The sequence below is a fragment of the Streptomyces tibetensis genome, from assembly GCF_007655005.1.
GTDB lineage: Bacteria > Actinomycetota > Actinomycetes > Streptomycetales > Streptomycetaceae > Streptomyces > Streptomyces tibetensis.
This window is the reverse complement of record NZ_SZVW01000014.1, coordinates 89,355-108,627: the sequence shown is the minus strand read 5'-3', so window position 1 is coordinate 108,627 and position 19,273 is coordinate 89,355. Positions and strand designations below refer to the sequence as shown.

The following is a 19,273-nucleotide window of genomic DNA, read 5'->3' as shown; positions in this document are numbered from 1 at the left end:
TAGCCGCAGGTGGACGCAGCCGGACCGCTTCGTAGGTTCCGACAAAGACACCCGCGGCGCTGGCCTGCAGGAATCGCCAGTAGAATCCGTACACGTGACTTCTGCGCCCGCCAAGCCCCGCATCCCGAACGTCCTCGCCGGACGCTACGCCTCCGCCGAGCTCGCCACGCTCTGGTCCCCCGAGCAGAAGGTGAAGCTGGAGCGGCAGCTCTGGCTCGCCGTGCTGCGGGCCCAGAAGGACCTCGGCATCGAGGTGCCGGACGCGGCGCTCGCCGACTACGAGCGCGTCCTCGACACCGTCGACCTGGCCTCCATCGCCGAGCGCGAGAAGGTCACGCGGCACGACGTGAAGGCGCGGATCGAGGAGTTCAACGACCTCGCCGGGCACGAGCACGTGCACAAGGGCATGACGTCCCGCGACCTCACCGAGAACGTCGAGCAGCTGCAGATCCGCCTCTCGCTGGAGCTGGTCCGCGACCGCGCGGTCGCCGTCCTCGCCCGGCTCGGCAAGCTGGCCGGCGAGTACGGCGAGCTGGTCATGGCCGGCCGCTCGCACAACGTCGCCGCCCAGGCCACCACCCTCGGCAAGCGCTTCGCCACCGCCACCGACGAGCTGCTCGTCGCCCACGGCCGCATCGAGGAGCTGCTGGGCCGCTACCCGCTGCGCGGCATCAAGGGCCCGGTCGGCACCGCGCAGGACATGCTGGACCTGCTGGGCGGGGATGCCGCGAAGCTCGCGGACCTGGAGCAGCGGATCGCCACGCACCTGGGCTTCTCGCAGGCGTTCACCTCGGTCGGCCAGGTCTACCCGCGCTCGCTGGACTACGAGGTCGTCACCGCGCTGGTGCAGCTGGCGGCGGCCCCGTCGTCGCTGGCCAAGACGATCCGGCTGATGGCCGGACACGAGCTGGTCACCGAGGGCTTCAAGCCCGGCCAGGTCGGCTCCTCGGCGATGCCGCACAAGATGAACACCCGCTCCTGCGAGCGCGTCAACGGCCTGATGGTGATCCTGCGCGGGTACGCCTCGATGACCGGCGAGCTGGCGGGCGACCAGTGGAACGAGGGCGACGTGTCCTGCTCGGTGGTGCGCCGGGTCGCGCTGCCGGACGCGTTCTTCGCGCTGGACGGTCTGCTGGAGACGTTCCTGACGGTGCTCGACGAGTTCGGCGCGTTCCCGGCGGTCGTCGCCCGTGAGCTGGACCGCTACCTGCCCTTCCTCGCCACCACGAAGGTCCTCATGGGCGCCGTGCGCGCGGGTGTCGGCCGGGAGCTCGCGCACGAGGCGATCAAGGAGAACGCCGTCGCCTCCGCGCTCGCCATGCGCGAGCAGGGCGCCGAGCGCAACGAGCTGCTGGACAAGCTGGCCGCCGACGCGCGCATCCCGCTGGACCGGGAACAGCTGGACGCGCTGATGGCCGACAAGCTGTCCTTCACCGGTGCCGCGGGTGACCAGGTCGCCGCCGTCGTCGCCCGGGTCGAGGAGATCGTCAAGCAGCACCCCGAGGCCGCGGGCTACACGCCCGGCGCGATCCTCTGACGCGCCGCTCGCGATGGCGCGTTTCACGCCCGAGGAGCTCCAGGCCGCCCGCGACCGCGTCGTGCCCGACGTGGTCGCGGAGGGTCTGCACGTCCTGTTCTGCGGTATCAACCCCGGCCTGATGACGGCCGCGACGGGCCATCACTTCGCCCGGCCGGGCAACCGCTTCTGGCCGGTGCTGCACCGGTCCGGGTTCACACCACGGCTGCTGAAGCCGTCCGAGCAGCAGGAGTTGCTGTCCTACGGGCTCGGCATCACCAACGTCGTGGCGCGGGCCTCCGCCCGGGCCGACGAGCTGAGCGCCGAGGAGTACCGGGAGGGCGGGCGGCTGCTCGCGGCGAAGGTGGAACGGCTGCGGCCGCGCTGGCTGGCCGTGGTCGGCGTGACCGCGTACCGCGCCGCGTTCGACGACCGCAAGGCGCGGGTGGGGCCGCAGGCTCGGACGATCGGTGACACGCGCGTGTGGGTGCTGCCCAATCCGAGCGGGCTGAACGCGCACTGGACGGTCGAGACGATGGCGCAGGAGTTCGGGCGGCTGAGGGAAGCCGCCGGGGACTGATCCGCTACGGCGGGTCCGTCTCCGTGACCAGGGCCAGCAGCAGGACCTCCCGTGAGGCGTCCCGGTCCGCGACCGCCACGGCGACCCAGCGGCCCGTGCCCTCCACCTCCCACAGGTGGGCGACGCCGGCCCGCGCGCTCAACTCGGCCCACGGCCGTGGTATGTCCTCCCGCTCGGTGCGCAGCAGCACGGTCTGCAGGTTGTAGGGGTCCGTGTCGCCCCAGCGGGAGGCGAGGAGTTCGTAGACGGCGTCCCGGTCCTTCTCGAACTGGTCGATCGTCACCGCCCGGGCTCCGGGGTCGCCGTCGGTCCCGGCCGCTAACACCGCGAGGTGGTGACCGGGCCCCGAGACGCCGATGTCCGACGGGCCGTGCTCCGCCGGAAAGGGGCGGTAGCACAGCTCGTCGATGAGGGCGATGTGCTGTGCGATGTTCATGGGTCCAGTAAACCCGCCGCCACTGACACTTGGCGGGGCATCAACCGGCCCGCCGTCAGGCGTCCCTGTGGCGTACGCTCCAGGCTCCCGCCAGCAGGGCGGCGGCCGTCCACAGCGCGGTCACCCCGAGCCCCGACCAGGGGCCGAGGGTGCCGTCGTACGTCTCCCGGAGGACCAACTGCCCGGCCTTGTCGGGCAGGAAGTCGGCGACGGTGCCCGTCGCGTCGCCGATCACGAACGACACGACGAGGATGAACGGCACCAGCAGGGAGAGGGTGGCCACGCCGCTGCGGAGCAGGGCGGCGATCCCCGCGGCGAACAGGGCCATCAGCATCAGGTAGACACCACAGCCCACCACCCCGCGCACCTGCGCGCCGGTGCCGAGCCCGTCGGCCGCCGCGCCGAGCCCCGCCCGCCCCACGAGGAGGGCGGCGAAGGCCGTGCCCAGCCCCACCAGGAGCGCCGGCAGGGCGATGACGGCCGCCTTGGCCGCGAACCACCGTCCGCGCTGCGGCACCGCGGCCAGGGAGAGCCGCAGTGCGCCCTGCTGGAACTCCGACGACACGGCCATGGCCCCGAAGGTGACGGCCGCGATCTGGCCCGGAATGACGCCGGACAGGGCCGTGAACAGCGGATCGAACCCCGGGTCCGCGGCATCGGAGGCTCCGGCGATCGCGGAGAACGCCGTGGTCACGGCGAGCAGGGCCAGCAGTGCTCCCGGGAGCGAGCGCAGGGTGCGGACCTTCAGCCACTCGGAGCGCAGTACGGGCGCGAATTCCATGGTCAGGCCTCCTGGGGCTGTGCGGTGAACTCGGTCTCGGCGCCGGTGAGGTCGAAGTAGGCCTGCTCCAAGGTGCCCTCCTCGGCGGCCAGTTCCAGGACCGGCACACCCGAGGCCGAGGCGATGCGGCCGATGTCGTCCACGCGGGCGTCGCGCACCGTCCAGTGCCCGTCCGCGTGTTCCTCGGCGGCGTGGCCGTGCCGGGCGAGGGCCGATGTGAGGGCGCCGGGGTCGGTCGTGCGGATGCGGACGCGGGGCTGCACACGCGCGTGGATGAAGTCCCGCATCGGGGTGTCGGCGAGGAGCCGGCCCCGGCCGAGGACGACCAGGTGGTCGGCGAAGGACGCGGTCTCGTTCATCAGGTGACTGGAGACCAGGACCGTGCGGCCCTCTGCCGCGAGCCGGCGCAGCAACCGCCTGATCCACACGATGCCTTCGGGGTCGAGACCGTTGGACGGCTCGTCCAGCATGACGACCTCGGGGTCGCCCAGCAGGGCGGCGGCGATGCCGAGCCGCTGGCGCATGCCCAGGGAGTACGTCCGTACCCGGCGCCGTGCCACCGACGCCAGGCCCGTCTCCGCCAGGACCTCGTCGACCCGCGAGTCCGGGATGCGGTTGCTCGCCGCCAGGACGCGGAGATGGTCGCGGGCGGTGCGGGAGCCGTGCGCGGCCTGCGCGTCGAGCAGGGCTCCGACGTGGCGCAGCGGTTCGCGGAGCGCCGGGTAGGGCCTGCCGCCGATCGTGGCGGAACCGGCGGTCGGCCGGTCGAGGCCGAGCACCAGCCGCATGGTGGTGGATTTCCCGGCGCCGTTCGGGCCGAGGAAGCCGGTGACGCGGCCGGGCAGCACGCGGAAGGTGAGCCGGTCCACGGCTCGCCGGCCGCCGAACTCCTTGGTGAGGTCCTGGACGTCGATGCTGGTCATGGCAGCAGCGTCGCGGCCGGACCGCGGTGCGGGCCTCCCCCGGTGGTGGAGATCGTCTCCCCCGTGCGGGGGAGGCTCGCTGTCGGTGCCTGCTGGCACGATGACGCCATGGTCCGCATGCTGCGCCCGTTCATGCGGGCCGTCACGTACAAGCGGTGGCTGCACATCGTGGTGGCCATCGTGTGGCCGTCGTTGTGGCTGTTCATCCAGGAGGCCTGGTGGACCCAGATCACGGCCGCCGTGCTGCTCGCAATGGCGGGCCTCGTGCCCCTCACGCGGGTCGTGGAGGGTTTCCAGGCCAGGCTGCTGCTGACCGGCCATCGGCAGGACGCAGGAAGCCCGGAGATCGTGACCACCCCGTCGGTCACGTGGGCCGACCGCGGGCGGACGGTGGTATGGCTGGAGGCACGACTGTGCCTCGGCTGGGTGGTGGCCCACGTCTCCGTCCAGTTGCCCCTGCTGGCGGTGGACTTGCTGACGACGGGACTCGGCCATGGGCCCGCCGCCGACGGATTCATGACCGTCGAGGGCAACCACTGGTGGCACGCAGTGCTCGCCCCCGTGCCGCTGGTTCTCCTCGCCCTGGTCGTGGTGTGGTCGGGTCACTTCGTCACCGCGCTGGCCGAACGGCTTCTCGGCCCGTCCCCCGCCGAGCGGATGGCGGCACTGGAGGAGCGCACCGAGCAGCTGCTGGAACGCACGCGGATCGCCCGCGAGTTGCACGACTCCATCGGGCACGCGCTCACGGTCGCCGTCGTGCAGGCGGGCGCCGCCCGGGCGGCGGGCGATCCGGCCTTCACCGACCGGGCGCTGGTCGCCATCGAGGAGACCGGACGGGCCGCGTTGGAGGACCTGGAGCGAGTGCTGGGCGTCCTGCGCGAGTCGCAGAAGCCCGTGAGCGGCAGACCGACCCTGGCGGACGCGGACCGGCTGCTGGAGTCGGCCCGCGCCTCCGGGGCGAAGGTCGACGCCGAGGTGACAGGCCCGGTGGAGACGGTGCCCGGGCCGGTGTCCCGGGAGGGCTACCGGATCCTCCAGGAGGCACTGACCAATGTGCTGCGGCACGCGGGGGCGGTCCCGGCACAGGTACGCATCGAGGTCACCGGCGACACCCTCGTCCTCGCCATACGCAACCCGCTGACCGCGCCGGTGTCCGGCCCCGGACGCGGCAGTGGCCTGCGGGGCATACGCGAGCGGGCGGCCCTGCTCGGCGGACGCGCCCGGACCGGCCCCGACGACGGTGACTGGCAGGTCCATGTCGAACTGCCGCTGAGTTGATCTAGGCTGACCGGATGCCGGTCACCGTTCTCCTCGTCGACGACGAACCCCTCGTGCGCGCGGGTCTGCGGGCCGTGCTGGAGGCACAGCCCGACATCGAGGTCGTCGGGGAGGCCGCCGACGGGGCGGCGGTGATCCCGCTGGTGCGGCGGCTGCGGCCGGACGTGGTCGCCATGGACGTGCGGATGCCGCTGCTGGACGGCATCGAGGCCACCCGGGCGCTGCTGCGGACGGTAGACGATCCGCCCAGGATCCTCGTGGTGACGACCTTCGAGAACGACGAGTACGTGTACGAGGCGCTGCGGGCGGGCGCCGACGGGTTTCTGCTCAAGCGGGCCCGGCCCGCCGAGATCGTGCACGCGGTGCGGCTGATCGCCGAGGGCGAGTCGCTGCTGTTCCCGGCCTCGGTGCGGCAGCTCGCCGCCGAGTACGGCGACGCCGGCGGGAACCGTGCGGCCAGGGCCGTGCTGGAGCGGGCCCAGCTGACCGAGCGGGAGGCCGAGGTGCTGCGGCTGATGGCGCGGGGGCTGTCGAACGCGGAGATCGCCACCCGGCTGGTCGTGGGGACCGAGACCGTGAAGTCGCATGTCAGCTCAGTGCTGGCGAAGTTGGGGGCGCGGGACCGCACCCAGGCGGTGATCGCGGCGTACGAGTCGGGATTCGTGGCGCCGGGCTGACCGCCTGGGGCGGGTGCCTGCCCCTCGCCGGGGTGTGCCGTACCGAAGTACGATCCGGCCAACACGCGCACGACCTGGGAGGACGGACGGTGGGGCGGCTGACCGGCGGGGATCCCTCGCTGCTGCGAAGGATCAACTCCGCGGTGGTGCTGCACGCGCTGCGTGCCACGGACTGCGCGACGCTGACCGAGATCACCCGGGTGACGGGGCTGTCCCGGCCGACCGTCGAGGGTGTGGTCGAGGGGCTCATCGAGGCCGGGCTGGTCGTCGAGAAGGCGGCCGAGGAGGGTGCTGCCCGGCGGCAGGGGCGTCCGGCGCGGCGGTTCCGGTTCCGGGCGGAGGCCGGGCATCTGATGGGGCTGGAGATCGGGGCGCATCGGGTGGCGGCACTGCTGTCCGACCTGGACGGCCGGGTGATCGGCGCCCAGGCGAAGGACGTGCCCGAGACGGCGGAGGCAGACGAGCGGCTGGAGCGGCTGCGCGGGGCGGTCACCGAGCTGCTGCGACGGGCCGGGGTCGCCCGCGGATCGCTGCGGGCCGTGGGCGTGGCGACGCCCGGGATCGTCGAGGCCGACGGCACGGTGCGGCTCGGCACGGCGCTGCCGGGGTGGACGGGGCTGCGGCTGGGCGAGCGGCTGGGCCGGTCGTTCACGTGCCCGGTCCTGGTCGAGAACGACGCCAACGCCGCTGCCGTCGCCGAGCACTGGAAGGGCGCGGCCACCGAGTCGGACGACGTGGTCTTCGTGCTGGCGGGGCTCAGCCCGGGTGCCGGTTCGCTGATCGGGGGGCGGCTGCACCGGGGCTACGGCGGGGCGGCCGGCGAGATCGGGGCGCTGCATCTGCTGGGCCGGGGGGTGACGCCCGAGACGCTCCTGTCCACCACGGACGAGCCTCTCCACCCGCTCGACGAGCAGGCCGTCGCCGCGGTCTTCGCGCAGGCACGCGAGGGCGACCGGCGGGCCCGCGCGGCCGTCGACCGCTTCATCCAGCGCCTGGTCCACGACGTGGCGGCCCTCGTCCTCGCCCTGGACCCCGAGCTGGTCGTCATCGGCGGCTGGGCGGCGGGCCTGGACGGCGTCCTGACCCCCCTGCGCGAGGAACTCGCCCGCTACTGCCTGCGCCCCCCGGAGGTCACCCTCTCCGCCCTGGGAGACGCAGCCGTCGCGACAGGCGCCCTACGCCTGGCCCTGGACCGCGTGGAGGAGCAGTTGTTCACGGTGGAACAACGCCCTTTTTAGGGGCGCGGGGAACTGCACGATCAACCACAACGAACGCGCGGCCCCCGACGCACCACACCCCCGCGACGCGGTGGAGCAACGCCCTCTTCAGGGGCGCGGGGAACTGCACGATCAACCACACCGAACGCGCGGCCCCCGACGCACCGCACCCCCGCGGCGCGAAGCTCAGGACGCCTTCCGCTGAGGCCCGTCGTGGATCTCCACGCTCCCCGAGTCGCCGAAGGTCAGTCGGCACGTGTCAGCGCGATAGGTCGCCACGGACAGCGCAGCCGTACGCCCCAGGGCGATGAAGCGGGTCGTGACGACAAGCACCGGCGCCCCGGGCAGCCGGTCCAGCTCCTTCGCCTCCTCGGCCCCGGCGGAGCCGAGCTCCACCGCGTTCTCCCGCCGCTCCAGCTCCAGCCGCTGCAGTTCCCGCAGCACCGCACGCGCGCGTGCCGCTCCGGACGGCGCGTCGATGCCGGAGAGCTCGGGCACCGAGGGCTGCGGGACGTACAGCAGCTCCGAGGCCACCGGCCGGCCGTGCGAGACGCGGGAGCGCCGCACGATGTGCACGGGCTCGCCCCGGCCGGCCTCCAGCACGTCGGCGACGCTCGCCGGCGGCGCGGCCGCCGTGCAGTCGGCGGGCTGCCAGGCGTCCTCGGGGCCGCCCGGCCAGGTGTGCGGGCCGGTGCCGAGGGAGACGCCCATGCGCGGCGGCGCGACGGTCGTACCGACGCCGCGGCGCCGCTGCAGCCTGCCTTCGAGTTCGAGTTGCTCCAGGGCCTGGCGGAGCGTGGCGCGGGCGACACCGAAGCGGGCCGCGAGGTCGCGCTCGTTGGGCAGGATCTCGCCGACCGAGAACTCCGAGTCGAGCGCCTCACTCAGCACGGTCTTGAGATGCCAGTACTTCGGTTCCTGCACCGATTCCAGCTGCGTGGTCCCCACCCTGTCCTCCGCAATCGCCGTGGTCGGCGGCCTTTTCTCGCCCTTGTTTATTAAAGGTTGTTGCACTTCTCTGCGACCATAGGGCGGCCCTGATTCTTGGTCAAGACCAATGGCCGGGAACGTTCACGGGGCGTTCATGAAGGGCCGTGGACAGGCCCCGACGAAGCGCCTAAAAGGCCGTCAGGGACCGTAGCTTGTCGGGGTTTCGGATGATGTAGACGGACTGGACGCGGCCCTCGGCGACATCGATCTGGAAGACGGAGTCGGGCCTGCCGCCGGAGAGGATCAGCGCGGCCGGGCCGCCGTTGAGCTCCAGGAAGCGCACGGACAGGCCGGGCAGGCTCTTCCGCGCGGCGCCGACGAGGAAGCGGCCCACCTTGTCGGCGGTCTGCAGGACCCGCAGCGGCGCCCGCGACTTGCCGCCGCTGTCGCCGACGAGCCGGACCTCCGGGGCGAGCAGCGCCATCAGGCCTTCGAGGTCGCCGCCTGCCGCCGCGGCGAGGAACCGCTCGGTGAGGTCGCGGCGCTCGGCGGGGTCGACCTCGTAGCGCGGGCGCCGCTCCTCGACGTGCTTGCGGGCCCGCCCGGCCAGCCGGCGCACCGCCGGTTCGCCGCGGTCGAGCATGGTGGCGATGTCGGCGTGGGGGAAGCCGAAGGCCTCGCGCAGCACGAACACGGCCCGCTCCAGCGGTGACAGCGACTCCAGCACCACGAGCACGGCGAGGGAGACGGAGTCGGCGAGCACGGCCCGCTCGGCGGTGTCCGGCACGGTGTCGCCGAAGTCGGTGACGTACGGCTCGGGCAGCCAGGGGCCGACGTACGTCTCGCCGCGGGCCTTGATCCGGCGGAGCCGGTCGATGGCCAGGCGGGTCGTGATCCGTACGAGGTAGCCGCGCGGCTCGCGCACGTCGCCGCGGTCACTGCCGGACCAGCGCAGCCAGGCCTCCTGGACCACGTCCTCCGCGTCGGCCACGCGCCCCAGCATCCGGTAGGCGACGCCCAGCAGGACGGGGCGGTGTGCTTCGAAGACGTCGGTCGGGGTCTCGGTGGTCACGTCTCCATCCCAGCCCACCCCTGCGGCCCTGTCCAGGCGGAATCGTCACTTCCCGGACAGAATGGCCGACAGGACACCGGTGATCGGCGGTACGGCTGCGGAGGTGGCGATGCGGTACGGGGTGCTGGGCACGGGACAGGTCGGGCGCACGCTCGGCGGACGGCTGGTGGGGCTGGGGCACGAGGTGCGGCTCGGCTCGCGCACGCCGGACAACACGGCGGCCGTGCAGTGGGCCGCCGCCGCGGGCCCCCGGGCGGGCGCGGGGACGTTCGCGCAGGCGGCGGAGTTCGGGGAGGTCCTGGTCAACGCGGTCGGCGGCCGGGTGGCACTGGCCGCACTGGAGGCGGCGGGCGCGCAGAACATCGACGGCAAGGTCGTCGTGGACGTGTCCAATCCGCTGGCTTTCGAGGAGGGCGAGCTGCGGCTGTCCCCCGTCGAGTCGGACAGCGTGGGCGAGCAGATCCAGCGGGCCTTTCCGCACGCGCGCGTGGTGAAGTCGCTCAACACGGTCAACTGCCGGGTGATGGTGGATCCGGGCAGCGTGCCGGGCGAGCACCACGTCTTCGTCTGCGGGGACGACCCGGGTGCCAGGGAGCAGGTGACGGCGCTGCTCGGGGAGTTCGGCTGGCCGGCGGAGCGGGTGCTGGACCTCGGCGGCATCCGGGCGGCCCGCGCGGTGGAGATGTGGCTGCCCCTGTGGGTCGGACTGTTCCAGAAGTTCGGGCACGGCGAGTTCAACCTGGAGGTGCGCCGGTCGCGGTGAACGGGCCGACGCCGCGAAGGTGGCGCACCCATGGGGCTACCCGCCGGTAGCAATTGCTGACAAGCTGTCTACGGCGTCCGTCAGCGAGTACAGCCGAGGAGCACCCCATGTCCGCCACCGTCTCCTTCACAGTCGCCTCCGCGCAGGGCGAGCAGAGCGTGACCCTGTCCTACACGCGCCGGGGCAGCGGCGAACCGCTGCTCCTGCTGCACGGCATCGGCCACCACCGGCAGGTGTGGGACCCGGTGATCCCGGCGCTGGCGGCCGAACGCGACGTGATCGCCGTGGACCTGCCGGGCTGCGGTGAGTCGCCGGCGCTCCCGGACGGCATGGCACACGACCTGCCCACGATGAGCACGGTCCTGACGGCCCTCTTCGGGGCCCTGGAGATCGACCGGCCGCACGTGGCGGGCAACTCGCTGGGCGGTCTGCTGGCACTGGACCTGGCCCGGGCGCAGCTCGTCCGCTCCGTCACCGCCCTGTCCCCCGCCGGGTTCTGGAACGACGCCGAGCGCCGCTACGCCTTCACCGTGCTGACGGCGATGCGGCAGATCGCCCGGCGGATGCCGCCGCCCCTGGTGGAGCGGCTGGCCCGCCCGGCCCTCGGCCGCACCCTGCTGACGAGCACCATCTACGCCCGCCCGGGCCGCCGTTCACCCGAGGCCGTGGTCGCCGAGACGCTCGCCCTGGCCCGCGCCCAGGGGTTCTCCGAGACGCTGCGCTCCGGCCGGACGGTGCAGTTCACCGACGACATCGTGGGGACACCGGTCACCCTGGCCTGGGGCAACCGGGACCGGCTGCTCATCCCCCGCCAGGGCGTGCGCGCCAAGAGCGTCATACCCGGGGCCCGGCTGGTGCGGCTGCCCGGTTGCGGGCACGTCCCGATGAACGACGATCCGGCGCTGGTGGCCCGGGTGGTGCTCGACGGCAGCCGCTGACTCCGCGAGGAGGGCTGCGGAGCCCCTGAGGTCTCCCCTCATGAGGCCGACGCGGAGGAACCCGGGTGGAGGTGCGGCGTCCGCCGCCTGGGAGCTGCTGCTCCCGGCCGCTTCGGCCCCGGCACGCACGCGTGGCCGTTCCCTGCAGGCCGCACTGCGCGAGGCGGTCCGCTCGGGCCGCCTCGCGCCGGGCACCCGGCTGCCGTCGAGCCGGGACCTCGCGGCGGACCTGGGAGTGTCACGCGGGCTGGTCACGGAGGCGTACGGGCAGCTGACGGCCGAGGGGTATCTGCGCAGCGGCCGGGGCGCCGGAACATGGGTGGGCGCGGCCGTACGGGCCGCGCGGCCGCGGGCGCGCGATCTCGCTCCGCGCTCGCCCGGCGCCCGGGCGGACTTCGTGCCCGGGACACCGGACCTCGCGCTGTTCCCGCGCGCGGCCTGGGCCGCCGCGCAGCGCGCCGTGCTCGCGGAACTTCCGCACCGGGACCTGGGCTACCCCGATCCGCGGGGGCTGCCGAGACTGCGTACCGCGCTGGCCGAACTGCTCGCCAGGCGACGGGGCGTGGTGGCCGACCCCGAGCGGATCGTGGTCGTCTCGGGCGTCGCCCAGGCGACGGCGCTGCTCGGCTTCGCGCTGCACGCGCGCGGGATGCGCACCGTCGGCGTGGAGGACCCGGGCAGTCCCCAGCACGACGCGCTGTACGCGTCGGCCGGGGTCGCCGCCGTGCCGCTGCCGTTGGACGACGAGGGCGTCGCCCTGGAGCCGCTTCGGGCGTCCGGCGTACGGGCCGTGGTGACGACCCCGGCCCACCAGTTCCCCACCGGCATCGCCTGTTCGGCCCGGCGGCGCGCCGAACTGCTGGACTGGGCGCGATCCGTGGACGGCATCGTGCTGGAGGACGACTACGACGGCGACTTCCGCTACGACCGTGCCCCCGTCGGGGCGCTCCAGGGCCTCGACCCGGACCACGTGGCCTACACGGGCTCGGTCAGCAAGTCCCTCGCGCCGGGCCTGCGACTGGGCTGGCTGCTGGTGCCGGAGTCCTGGACGGAGGAGGTTGTCGAACGCAAGCGCACGATGGATCTCGGCCACCCGGCCCTCGACCAGGCGGTGTTCGCCCGCTTCCTGGAGCGCGGCGACTACGACCGCCAGCTGCGCCGCTGCCAGCGCGCCTACCGCGAACGGCGCGACGCGCTGGTCGCGGCCCTGGACGCCCGCTTCCCCGGAGCGGAGGTGTCCGGGATCGCCGCGGGCCTGCACGTGATCGCCACTCTGCCTCGGCGGTACGGGCCCGAGGAGCGGTTCCTCACGCGCATGGCGGAGGCGGGGGTGGCGGTGCGCCCGCTCTCGGCCTACGCCCACGCGCCGACCGGGCCCGGGGCGGCCGGGGAGGTTCGGCTGGTCCTCGGCTACGCCCATGTGCCGCCCGCCCGGGTCGCCGAGGGCGTGCGGCTGATGGCGCACGCCGCGACCGGGTGAGGCGACCAGTGTGGCGGCCGGGTGAGGCGGCCGGTTCGCGCGTTCCCTCACCCTGCGGTCGGTTGTTCACTTGGGGTTCGTGTGTGCGCCGCGATGTGCCAGTAGGTGTGGCTCTGCACACTTGGCCGGATCCCGTCCCCGGAGGCGTATCCATGTCCCACCGTCCGTTGCCCGGACGCCGCAGCGTCCTGCGTGGCTCCCTCGCCGCGTCGGCGGCCCTGTCCCTGCCCACCGCTCTCGGCGCGGCGCCCGCTTTCGCACGCTCCGGGCGCCCGACGGCCGGGTGGGGGGTGCAGGCGGGCGACGTGACGTCCGACTCCGGGCTGGTGTGGGTGCGCTCCGACCGTCCGGCCAGGATGATCGTCGAGACGTCGGCTACCGAGTCGTTCCGCAACCCGCACCGATGGCACGGCCCGCTGCTGGGTCCGGGCACCGACTTCACCGGCACGACCCGGCTGCGCGGTCTGCCGTCCGGCGAGCAGATCCACTACCGCGTGCTGCTCGCCGACCCGGACGACCCGCGCCGCGTCGGTGAGCCGGTCACCGGCACCTTCCGCACGGTGTCCGCCAAACGCCGCGACGGTGTGCGGTTCGTCTGGTCCGGCGATCTGGCCGGGCAGGGCTGGGGCATCAACCCGGAGGCCGGCGGCTACCGCATCTACGACGCGATGGGCGCCCTCGACCCCGACTTCTTCCTCTGCAGCGGTGACAACATCTACGCCGACGGCCCGATCACCGAGAGCGTGGCCCTGCCCGACGGCCGGACCTGGCGCAACGTCACGACCGAGGAGAAGGCGAAGGTCGCCGAGACGCTCAGGGAGTTCCGCGGCAACTTCCGCTACAACCTGCTGGACGAGAACCTGCGGGCCTTCAACGCCCGGGTGCCGTCCATCGTCCAGTGGGACGACCACGAGGTCGTCAACAACTGGTACCCGGGCGAGATCCTCACCGACACCCGGTACACCGAGAAGCGCGTCGACGTACTTGCCGCGCGTGCCCGGCAAGCCTTCTCCGAGTACTTCCCGATCTCCACACTGCGCCGCCCCGACGGCCGGGTCTACCGGGTGCAGCACCACGGCCCGCTCCTGGACGTGTTCGTCCTGGACATGCGCACCTACCGCAACGCGAACTCGCCCGACGACCAGACCACCGATCCGCAGGGCATCCTCGGCCGGGAACAACTGGAGTGGCTCAAGCGCGAGCTGTCCCGCTCCCGGGCGGTGTGGAAGGTGATCGCCTCCGACATGCCGATCGGACTGGTCGTCCCGGACCCGACCCAGGGCAAGGCGAACATCGAGGCCGTCGCGCAGGGCGACCCCGGCGAGCCGCTCGGCCGCGAGCTGCAGATCGCCGAACTGCTGCGGTTCGTCAAGCACCGTCGGATCACGGGCACGGTGTGGCTGACGGCCGATGTGCACCACACCTCGGCGCAGCACTACCAGCCGTCGAAGGCCGCCTTCACGGACTTCGAGCCGTTCTGGGAGTTCGTCTCGGGTCCGCTCAACGCGGGCGCCTTCCCCGCGAACGCGCTGGACGGCACCTTCGGCCCGGACCGCGTGTTCGTGAAGGCACCGACCACCGCCAACGTCTCCCCCGCCGGTGGCTTCCAGTTCTTCGGCGAAGTCGACATCGACGGCCACAGCGGCGAGCTGACGGTACGTCTGCGGGAGCAGGACGGCACCGTGCTGTTCTCCCAGACCCTCCAGCCGGGCCTGGTCGGCCAGTAGGTACGGAACTCAACGTTTGAAGCGTCCATAAAGGGGGCAGACTGCCCCCTTTACCCATCGGTCACAATGCGTTCGCGATCACGCAACACCGTTCCGTCACAGTGGGTGCATGACGCGAGAAGTGACTCAAGTGACGCACCCTGACGACAACTGCCGCCCCGCCACCTCGTGGCGGCGGGCCACGGCGGCGTTCCACGCCTGGCGGACACGACGCCAGGAACACGCACCGCCCACGAGTGATATCGAGTCCCCGGCACCGGAGCCGGTGCCGGGGGCGAACACCCTGTGGCGGATGCGGACCACGGTGCAGGACGAACCGGGGTCACTGGCCGCGCTGTGCGGTGCCCTGTCCGGGCTGCGCGTCGACATCCTGAGCCTGCAGACGCACCCGCTGGCCACGGGCACGGTCGACGAGTTCCTGCTGCGGGGCCCGGCCGGTCTCCCGGCGTCCGAGGTCACCGCGGCCGTCGAGTCGGCCGGTGGCACCGACACCTGGATCGAGCGGGCCGACGCCCACGACCTGGTGGACGCGCCGACCCGGGTCCTCGGACTCGCCGCCCGCACCGCCCTGGACTCGGCGGAACTGCCGCTGGCCCTGCGGCAGTTGCTCGGCCGGTGCACGATCCGGTCCCGGCCCGCCCCGGCCGGCGGCGGCCAGGTCACGGGAGGCGTTCCCGTGGAGGGGGCCCTCGACGACACCGTGATGCGGCTGCGCGGCCCGGAAGGCGGCGTGATCACCGTCGAGCGGCCGTATCTGCCCTTCACCCCCACCGAGTTCGCCCGGGCCAGGGCCCTGGTGGAACTCGACGCCCGGCTCGGACCGCGTCTGCCGCACGGCCGGGACCTGCTCACGCTCGCCGAGGGCAGCGACATCACCGTGCGGCGGGCCGACACTCGTGACCTCGAAGCGGCCCGCGCGATGCACGACCGCTGCTCGGCGCACACGCTGAGGCTGCGCTATCACGGGCCCGTCGGTGACGCCGACCGGTACCTCAACCACCTGCTCAGTCCGCGCTACGGCCGCACCCTCGCCGTGCAGACGGCCTCCGGGCGGGTCGTCGGGCTCGGTCACCTCCTGTGGGACGGGGACGAGACAGAGGTCGCGCTGCTCGTCGAGGACGCGTGGCAGCGGCGGGGTGTCGGGGCGCAGCTGCTGTCGCGGCTCGTGGCCATGGCCGTCGAGGCGGGGTGCTCCAGCGTGTACGCCGTGACGCAGGCGTCCAACACGGGGATGGTGGCCGCGATGCGCGGGCTGGGGCTGCCTCTCGACTACCAGGTCGAGGAGGGGACGCTGGTGATCACGGCGCGGCTGGGTGAGGCGGTCGTGAGGAGTGCGGAGGAGCTGGGGAGCGCCTCCGCACCGTAGGGGTGATCGTCAGTGGGCGGGTGCGGGTTCCATGTGGCTTGTCGCGCAGTTCCCCGCGCCCCTGACGGGGCGCCCCAGCGCCTGGTCGAGATCCGACCAGAGGTCGTCCACGTCCTCCAGGCCCACCGACATGCGCAGGAGCTGGTCGCTCACGCCGGCCCCCTTGCGGTCGTCCGCGTCGACGATGCGGTGGCTGATGGAGGCCGGGTGCTGGATGAGGGTGTCGACGCTGCCGAGACTCACCGCCGGGGTGATCAGGCGTACCGCGCCGATCACCTCGTGCGGGTCGCCGTGCACCTCGAAGGCGACCATCGCGCCGCCGATGCGCGGGTAGTGCACCCGGGCGATCCGCGGGTCGGCGGCAAGGCGGCGGGCCAGTTCGGCCGCCGTGGCCGAGGCCGCATGGACCCGGACGGGAAGGGTGGACAGGCCGCGCAGGAGCAGATAGCCGGCCAGCGGGTGCAGGACTCCGCCGGTGGCGAACCGCACCTGGCGCAGCCGGCCCGCGAACTCCTCGTCGCAGGCGACCACGCCCGCGAGGACGTCACCGTGGCCGCCGAGGTACTTGGTGGCGCTGTGCAGGACCAGCCGGGCACCGTGCTCGGCGGGGCGCTGGAGGACCGGCGTGGCGAAGGTGTTGTCCACCAGCAGCGGCACCGAGCCGCAGGCGTGTGCGACGGCCCGCAGGTCGACCTCGGCGAGCGTGGGGTTGGCCGGGGACTCGACCAGCACCATTCCGGTGTCCGGACGCAGGGCGTCGGTGACGCCGGCCGGGTCGGTCCAGGTCACCTCCGTGCCCAGGAGTCCGGCGGTGAGCAGGTGGTCGCTGCAGCCGTAGAGGGGGCGTACGGCGACGACGTGCCGCAGGCCCATGGAGCCGCGGACGAGCAGGACGGCACTGAGCGCGGCCATGCCGCTGGCGAAGGCGACCGCGGCCTCGGTGCCCTCGAGACGGGCCAGGGCGGTCTCGAAGCGGGCGACGGTCGGGTTGCCCAGCCGCCCGTAGACGGGCGGGCCGTCCGGCTCGGCACCGGTGCCGGCGAACGCGTCGATGCGGGCCGCCTCGCCGCGGCTGTCGTACGACGGGTAGGTGGTGGACAGGTCGATCGGCGGGGCGTGCAGCCCCTGCCGGGCGAGGTCGTCCCGCCCGGCGTGCACGGCCTCGGTGGCGAGGGCTCGCGGTGCGATGCGTATGTCGTCGTGGGTGCGCGTGCTCGTTGTGTCCATGTCCATGGTGGGCAAGGGTGAACATCGAGCGGGCTACCGCGTGCGTCTCCCGTGCTACGTTCGGCCGATGGCTGAATCTGTCGTACTCGATCCGGTGGATCTCCATCTGCTGCGGCTGTTGCAGAACGACGCCCGGGCGACGTACCGGGATCTCGCCGCGCAGGTCGGGGTGGCGCCGTCGACGTGTCTGGACCGGGTCACGCGGCTGCGCCGCTCGGGCGTGATCCTCGGGCACCGGCTGGAGCTGGATCCGGCCAAGCTCGGGCGAGGGCTGGAAGCCCTGCTGTCGGTACAGGTCAGGCCGCATCGGCGGGAGCTGGTGGGGCCGTTCGTGGAGCGGATCCGGGTCCTGCCGGAGTCACGGACGGTGTTCCACCTGACCGGTCCCGACGACTATCTGGTCCATGTCGCGGTCGCCGACATGGCCGACCTGCAGCGGCTGGTGCTGGACGAGTTCACGTCGCAACGGGAGGTGGCGCGGGTGGAGACCCGGTTGATCTTCCAGCAGTGGGAGTGCGGCCCGCTGCTGCCGCCTTCGCCCTCGGCTCAATCCGCGTGACGTGCGCGGTCCGTCGTACGAGGATGGCCTCATGTCTGAGATCAAGAGCCAGCTGCCCCGGGAAGTCGCCGACGCCTACGTCGACGAGCTCGTCGCCCTCGACCCGATCACCGGTACGTTCCTCGGTGACAAGGAGAGTTCGAGCAGGCTGCCCGACACCTCGCCGGCGGGCCAGGAGGCACTTGCCGAGCTGGCGCGGCGGACACTGGCCCGGCTGGACGAGGCCGAGCGGCTGCCCGGCGCGGACAGTGACATCGAGCGCCGGTGCGCGCGGCTGCTGCGCGAGCGGTTGGGCGCCGAACTCGCGGTGCACGACGCCGACGAGAGCCTGCGTTCCGTCAGCAACCTGAGCTCCATCGCCCATGCGGTGCGGCAGGTCTTCACCGTGACGCCCGCGCAGACGGAGCAGGACTGGGCGGCTATCGCCGAGCGGCTGCGCGGGGTCCCGGCCGCGCTGGAGGGCTACCGGGAGTCCCTGGCGCTCGGCCTGGAGCGGAAGCTGTACGCCGGCCCCCGAGCCACCGCCACCTTCGTGACGCAGCTCGGTGAGTGGGCCGACGCGGACGGCGAGGGGCGCGGCTGGTTCGAGCAGTACGCGGCGGCCGGCCCAAAGGCCCTGCGGTCAGAGCTGGACACCGCCGCCCGCTCGGCGACCGAGGCGGTCGTGCGGCTGCGCGACTGGATGCGGGACGTGTACGCGCCGGCGATCGAGGGCGCGCCGGACGTGGTGGGCCGGGAGCGGTACGCGCGCTGGGTGCGCTACTTCAACGGCACGGACCTCGACCTGGACGAGGCGTACGCCTACGGCTGGTCGGAGTACCACCGCCTGCTCGGCGAGATGAAGAGCGAGGCCGAGAAGATCCTGCCGGGCGCCGGTACGCCGTGGGAGGCGCTGGCCCACCTCGACGCGCAGGGCACGCACATCGAGGGCGTCGACGAGGTCCGCGTCTGGCTGCAGAGCCTCATGGACGAGGCGATGGACGCGCTCGACGGCACCCACTTCGACCTGGCCGAGCGGGTGCGCCGGGTGGAGTCGCGCATCGCCCCTCCGGGCAGCGCCGCGGCCCCCTACTACACGCCGCCGTCGGACGACTTCTCCCGCCCGGGCTGCACCTGGCTGCCCACGATGGGCGAGACGCGCTTCCCGGTCTACGACCTGGTGTCGACCTGGTACCACGAGGGCGTGCCCGGCCACCACCTCCAGCTGGCCCAGTGGAAGCACGTGGCACAGAACCTCTCCCGCTACCAGGCGAGCGTCGGCATGGTGAGCGCCAACGCCGAGGGCTGGGCGCTGTACGCGGAGCGGCTGATGGACGAACTGGGCTTCCTGACCGACCCGGAGCGCCGGCTCGGCTACCTGGACGCGCAGATGATGCGGGCCGTGCGCGTCATCATCGACATCGGCATGCACCTGGAGCTGACGATCCCGGACGACTCGCCCTTCCACCCCGGCGAGCGCTGGACGGCCGAGCTGGCCCAGGAGTTCTTCGGCTCGCACAGCAGCCGGCCGGCGGACTTCGTGGAGAGCGAGCTGACCCGCTACCTGTCCATGCCGGGCCAGGCCATCGGCTACAAGCTCGGCGAGCGGGCATGGCTGCTGGGCCGCGAGAACGCCCGCAAGCGGCACGGCGACGCCTTCGACCCGAAGGCCTGGCACATGGCGGCGCTGTCGCAGGGGTCGCTGGGGCTGGACGATCTGGTGGACGAGCTGTCGCAGCTGTAGTTCGCGCATCGGGGGATGCCGCGTCGTCCGGCGGGTGCGGTCCGTCGTGGCCGGTCGCGCGGTTCCCCGCGCCCCCGCAG

Annotated in this window: 18 protein-coding genes; 12 read left to right on the top strand and 6 right to left on the bottom strand. The window is 73.1% G+C overall.

Annotation, left to right across the window (positions count from 1 at the left end; genetic code table 11):
• Positions 1-94: 94 nt before the first annotated feature.
• The gene (purB, locus tag FDO69_RS24140; RefSeq protein ID WP_104781946.1) at positions 95-1,537 is read left to right on the top strand and encodes an adenylosuccinate lyase; all 1,443 of its coding nucleotides are present in this window, start codon (positions 95-97) and stop codon (positions 1,535-1,537) included.
• A gap of 13 nt (positions 1,538-1,550) precedes the next feature.
• A complete protein-coding gene (mug, locus tag FDO69_RS24135; protein WP_104781945.1) occupies positions 1,551-2,096 on the top strand; it encodes a G/U mismatch-specific DNA glycosylase in 546 nt (181 codons plus the stop codon).
• A 4-nt stretch (positions 2,097-2,100) separates the two neighbouring features.
• On the opposite strand, the gene FDO69_RS24130 is transcribed toward mug, so the two are convergent.
• Genes FDO69_RS24130 through FDO69_RS24120 form a run of 3 tightly spaced genes read right to left on the bottom strand, consistent with a single transcriptional unit; the run spans position 2,101 to position 4,236 of the window.
• Complete coding sequence (locus FDO69_RS24130) at positions 2,101-2,532, bottom strand: hypothetical protein (RefSeq protein ID WP_104781944.1); 432 nt, start codon at positions 2,530-2,532, stop codon at positions 2,101-2,103.
• Between the two features lie 55 nt (positions 2,533-2,587).
• A complete protein-coding gene (locus FDO69_RS24125; RefSeq protein ID WP_104781943.1) occupies positions 2,588-3,313 on the bottom strand; it encodes an ABC transporter permease in 726 nt (241 codons plus the stop codon).
• 2 nt (positions 3,314-3,315) lie between these two features.
• Positions 3,316-4,236, bottom strand: coding sequence for an ABC transporter ATP-binding protein (locus FDO69_RS24120; RefSeq protein WP_104781942.1), 921 nt, complete (start codon positions 4,234-4,236; stop codon positions 3,316-3,318).
• A 108-nt stretch (positions 4,237-4,344) separates the two neighbouring features.
• On the opposite strand from FDO69_RS24120, the gene FDO69_RS24115 reads away from it, so the two are divergent.
• The 3 genes from FDO69_RS24115 (at position 4,345) to FDO69_RS24105 (ending at position 7,429) form a co-directional block, all read left to right on the top strand.
• Positions 4,345-5,514: a sensor histidine kinase gene (locus FDO69_RS24115; RefSeq protein WP_104781941.1), complete on the top strand. Its 1,170-nt coding sequence runs from the start codon at positions 4,345-4,347 to the stop codon at positions 5,512-5,514.
• 14 nt (positions 5,515-5,528) lie between these two features.
• On the top strand, positions 5,529-6,191 hold the full coding sequence (locus tag FDO69_RS24110; RefSeq protein ID WP_104781940.1) for a response regulator: 663 nt from the start codon (positions 5,529-5,531) through the stop codon (positions 6,189-6,191).
• Between the two features lie 89 nt (positions 6,192-6,280).
• Complete coding sequence (locus FDO69_RS24105) at positions 6,281-7,429, top strand: ROK family transcriptional regulator (RefSeq protein ID WP_104781939.1); 1,149 nt, start codon at positions 6,281-6,283, stop codon at positions 7,427-7,429.
• A 165-nt stretch (positions 7,430-7,594) separates the two neighbouring features.
• Here the strand turns inward: FDO69_RS24105 and FDO69_RS24100 are convergent, their stop codons facing one another.
• Positions 7,595-8,356 (bottom strand): GntR family transcriptional regulator, encoded by a 762-nt coding sequence (locus FDO69_RS24100; RefSeq protein ID WP_104781938.1) that lies wholly within the window; start codon positions 8,354-8,356, stop codon positions 7,595-7,597.
• Between the two features lie 169 nt (positions 8,357-8,525).
• Complete coding sequence (locus FDO69_RS24095) at positions 8,526-9,410, bottom strand: RNA polymerase sigma-70 factor (RefSeq protein WP_104781937.1); 885 nt, start codon at positions 9,408-9,410, stop codon at positions 8,526-8,528.
• A 109-nt stretch (positions 9,411-9,519) separates the two neighbouring features.
• On the opposite strand from FDO69_RS24095, the gene FDO69_RS24090 reads away from it, so the two are divergent.
• From FDO69_RS24090 to FDO69_RS24070, 5 genes are all read left to right on the top strand, one after another.
• Positions 9,520-10,173: an NADPH-dependent F420 reductase gene (locus tag FDO69_RS24090; protein WP_104782085.1), complete on the top strand. Its 654-nt coding sequence runs from the start codon at positions 9,520-9,522 to the stop codon at positions 10,171-10,173.
• Between the two features lie 107 nt (positions 10,174-10,280).
• Positions 10,281-11,111, top strand: a complete 831-nt coding sequence (locus FDO69_RS24085) for an alpha/beta fold hydrolase (protein ID WP_104781936.1) — start codon at positions 10,281-10,283, stop codon at positions 11,109-11,111.
• A 40-nt stretch (positions 11,112-11,151) separates the two neighbouring features.
• Entirely contained in the window at positions 11,152-12,591 is a 1,440-nt protein-coding gene (gene pdxR, locus FDO69_RS24080; protein ID WP_104781935.1) for a MocR-like pyridoxine biosynthesis transcription factor PdxR, read from the top strand.
• 152 nt (positions 12,592-12,743) lie between these two features.
• On the top strand, positions 12,744-14,318 hold the full coding sequence (locus FDO69_RS24075) for an alkaline phosphatase D family protein (protein ID WP_104781934.1): 1,575 nt from the start codon (positions 12,744-12,746) through the stop codon (positions 14,316-14,318).
• Positions 14,319-14,427: 109 nt separating this feature from the next.
• Positions 14,428-15,684 (top strand): GNAT family N-acetyltransferase, encoded by a 1,257-nt coding sequence (locus FDO69_RS24070; protein WP_104781933.1) that lies wholly within the window; start codon positions 14,428-14,430, stop codon positions 15,682-15,684.
• Between the two features lie 9 nt (positions 15,685-15,693).
• Here FDO69_RS24070 and FDO69_RS24065 read toward each other — a convergent pair whose 3' ends face one another.
• Positions 15,694-16,917: a trans-sulfuration enzyme family protein gene (locus FDO69_RS24065; protein ID WP_420878535.1), complete on the bottom strand. Its 1,224-nt coding sequence runs from the start codon at positions 16,915-16,917 to the stop codon at positions 15,694-15,696.
• 61 nt (positions 16,918-16,978) lie between these two features.
• On the opposite strand from FDO69_RS24065, the gene FDO69_RS24060 reads away from it, so the two are divergent.
• A complete protein-coding gene (locus FDO69_RS24060) occupies positions 16,979-17,470 on the top strand; it encodes an Lrp/AsnC family transcriptional regulator (RefSeq protein ID WP_030835643.1) in 492 nt (163 codons plus the stop codon).
• 31 nt (positions 17,471-17,501) lie between these two features.
• The gene (locus tag FDO69_RS24055; protein ID WP_104781932.1) at positions 17,502-19,193 is read left to right on the top strand and encodes a DUF885 domain-containing protein; all 1,692 of its coding nucleotides are present in this window, start codon (positions 17,502-17,504) and stop codon (positions 19,191-19,193) included.
• Positions 19,194-19,273: the final 80 nt, after the last annotated feature.

Excerpts from the sequence above, each read along its gene's own strand:
- FDO69_RS24090 (WP_104782085.1), top strand. The coding sequence starts at position 9,520 with ATGCGGTACGGGGTGCTGGGCACGGGACAGGTCGGGCGCACGCTCGGC.
- FDO69_RS24120 (WP_104781942.1), bottom strand. The coding sequence starts at position 4,236 with ATGACCAGCATCGACGTCCAGGACCTCACCAAGGAGTTCGGCGGCCGG.
- FDO69_RS24130 (WP_104781944.1), bottom strand. The coding sequence starts at position 2,532 with ATGAACATCGCACAGCACATCGCCCTCATCGACGAGCTGTGCTACCGC.
- FDO69_RS24065 (WP_420878535.1), bottom strand. The coding sequence starts at position 16,917 with ATGGACATGGACACAACGAGCACGCGCACCCACGACGACATACGCATC.
- FDO69_RS24125 (WP_104781943.1), bottom strand. The coding sequence starts at position 3,313 with ATGGAATTCGCGCCCGTACTGCGCTCCGAGTGGCTGAAGGTCCGCACC.
- mug (WP_104781945.1), top strand. The coding sequence starts at position 1,551 with ATGGCGCGTTTCACGCCCGAGGAGCTCCAGGCCGCCCGCGACCGCGTC.
- FDO69_RS24070 (WP_104781933.1), top strand. The coding sequence starts at position 14,428 with ATGACGCGAGAAGTGACTCAAGTGACGCACCCTGACGACAACTGCCGC.
- FDO69_RS24110 (WP_104781940.1), top strand. The coding sequence starts at position 5,529 with ATGCCGGTCACCGTTCTCCTCGTCGACGACGAACCCCTCGTGCGCGCG.
- FDO69_RS24055 (WP_104781932.1), top strand. The coding sequence starts at position 17,502 with ATGTCTGAGATCAAGAGCCAGCTGCCCCGGGAAGTCGCCGACGCCTAC.
- FDO69_RS24075 (WP_104781934.1), top strand. The coding sequence starts at position 12,744 with ATGTCCCACCGTCCGTTGCCCGGACGCCGCAGCGTCCTGCGTGGCTCC.
- FDO69_RS24060 (WP_030835643.1), top strand. The coding sequence starts at position 16,979 with ATGGCTGAATCTGTCGTACTCGATCCGGTGGATCTCCATCTGCTGCGG.
- FDO69_RS24115 (WP_104781941.1), top strand. The coding sequence starts at position 4,345 with ATGGTCCGCATGCTGCGCCCGTTCATGCGGGCCGTCACGTACAAGCGG.
- FDO69_RS24085 (WP_104781936.1), top strand. The coding sequence starts at position 10,281 with ATGTCCGCCACCGTCTCCTTCACAGTCGCCTCCGCGCAGGGCGAGCAG.
- pdxR (WP_104781935.1), top strand. The coding sequence starts at position 11,152 with ATGAGGCCGACGCGGAGGAACCCGGGTGGAGGTGCGGCGTCCGCCGCC.